This is a genomic window from Paludisphaera soli (assembly GCF_011064595.1).
GTDB classification, from domain to species: Bacteria; Planctomycetota; Planctomycetia; order Isosphaerales; family Isosphaeraceae; genus Paludisphaera; species Paludisphaera soli.
The window spans coordinates 1-1761 of the sequence record NZ_JAALJI010000100.1 but is presented as its reverse complement, the minus strand read 5'-3'; the positions used below and the strand labels follow the sequence as shown (position 1 = coordinate 1761).

At 71.2% G+C, this 1761-nt stretch carries 2 protein-coding genes; one reads left to right on the top strand and one right to left on the bottom strand.

Features of this window, described 5'->3' with window-relative positions; translation table 11 throughout:
* Window positions 1-1328, bottom strand: a 1328-nt coding sequence (locus G6O68_RS31730) for an IS701 family transposase (protein WP_165253750.1), incomplete at its 3' end; no start/stop codon positions are given.
* 106 nt (window positions 1329-1434) lie between these two features.
* Here G6O68_RS31730 and G6O68_RS31725 point away from each other — a divergent pair.
* Window positions 1435-1674, top strand: a complete 240-nt coding sequence (locus tag G6O68_RS31725) for an Imm32 family immunity protein (RefSeq protein ID WP_165253748.1) — start codon at window positions 1435-1437, stop codon at window positions 1672-1674.
* The last annotated feature ends 87 nt before the right edge of the window (window positions 1675-1761 follow it).

Sequence of the window (1761 nt, the reverse complement as noted above, 5' to 3'; positions counted from 1 at the left end):
GCCGCGAGCCGCAGCAGCCTGTCCGCGGCGGCCTGGATTTCGACGTCGGACGGGCCGGCCCGCAGGATCGCGAGAATCTCGCCGGCGAGGATGTCGCGACGCCAGGCCCGGCGCTTGTCGGCGTGGCTGGGGCGGCGGGTCGGTTCGTCCCACGGCGACTCCGAACGGTCGACCAATTCGAGCGCCGATCGGCTCCAGGCCCAGGCCTCGGTCAGGGTGTAGGTCCAGAGGCAGACGTGGAACGCGCCGACGCCGGCGTGGATGAACCGCACCTGCTGCTCGCCGCCTCCGACGACCTTCTTGATCTCGCGGAAGGCGGTCTCCAGGCTGAATCGATCGGCGATCGTGGTGAGGACGTCGGCGACCGTGGCCTCCGGGTCGGTGCAGAAGTAGGCCCGCCAGCCGTGAGGCTCGTCGACCAGCACGACCCGGATCACGCCGCCGGCCGGCCGCCAGGTCGCCAGGAACGTCTTGTACCGCTTGACGGCGGCCCCGTCGTACAGGTCGAAGCGGCCTCGCGACCAGCCCCGCCTCTGGCCGGCCCGCTTGGCCAGGCTGATCGCCCCCTCGCCGTAGACGCGAGGGCGGCCGCGCCTGCCGTACGGCCTCGGTCCGGGGACGGTCCGCAGGGCCGCGTCCTTGCGGAGCCGGCTGACGACCGTCATCCCCAGGGCCTTCGCCGGCCTCGGCAGCTCCTTCTTCGCGTAGGCGCCGTCGGCCACCACCCAGATCGGCCGCCTCAGCAGGCCCAGCCAGGGCTTGGCCCATCGCAGCAGCTCGACCGCCATCTCCAGCTTGGTTCGGAACGCGGGCCGATGCTTCGGGTCGATCGCCGGCAGGTCGACCTTGCGGACGTAGAGCCGCGACAGCAAAGGCAGGGCGATCACGCCCCACCGCCCATGCTCCACGAGCAAGGCGAGCACGACGAAGACGTGGCCGTAGACGTGCGGCGACCCGGCCGGGCCGGGCGTCGGGTTGTGATGCACGCCGGCGCCCTGGACGTACGGGCCGTAGCGTCGCGTCGGCGTGTCGTCGATGGCCAGCGTCAGCCGGCCCGATCCGGCCGCCATCGGGGCGACGTCCTCGTTCAACAGGCGGACGGCGATGCGGTCGGCCCGCCTCACGGCCGCGGCGACGGCGATGTAGCAGGAGCGGAATCGATCGCTCAGCCTCGCGGCCCGGATCCAGGTCGTCACGGTCCGCCGGCCTCGAGCCAGCACCGCCCCGACGAACAGCAGGGCGAGCCTCGACGCCGACCGCTTGTCGAGCACGCCGGCGAGGCGGACGAACCGCTGGCAGGGGGCGGGCGTCGGATGCAAGGATGACATCGGGGGTCGGCTCCGGTCGGGTCGATGGTCTGGCGTGGTAACCGCCATCGTCCCGACCGGGCCGGCCCCCGTCCACTCAACGCCGAAGCGGCGAGGGCGAGTTGCGATGCCGGCCTATGGCTACCAGAAAACGGTCGTCGATCCCGAGTACGGCCTGCTGGAACTTCGCGAGGTGAGCTTCGACCTGAGCCCCGACGGGCTGCGACGACTCGCGGCGTTCCTCCGCGACTGCGCCGACAGGGCCGAAGCGGGCGACCTCCGATCCGATCACGTGCATATCGAGGAATTCGACCGAGCATGGAAGCGAGAGAGTCCCGACCTGGACGTCATCGTCTTGAGCCGATGAGTCGAGCCTCCCCCCGTACGCCCAGCGGAGGGTCGTGACATGGGCCGCTCCGATGGCCCGGTTGTCATGAAATCCCGGAAAGTGCAG

Bases quoted from the DNA above. Each gene is read 5' to 3' on its own strand.
- G6O68_RS31725 (WP_165253748.1), top strand. From the start codon at position 1,435: ATGCCGGCCTATGGCTACCAGAAAACGGTCGTCGATCCCGAGTACGGC.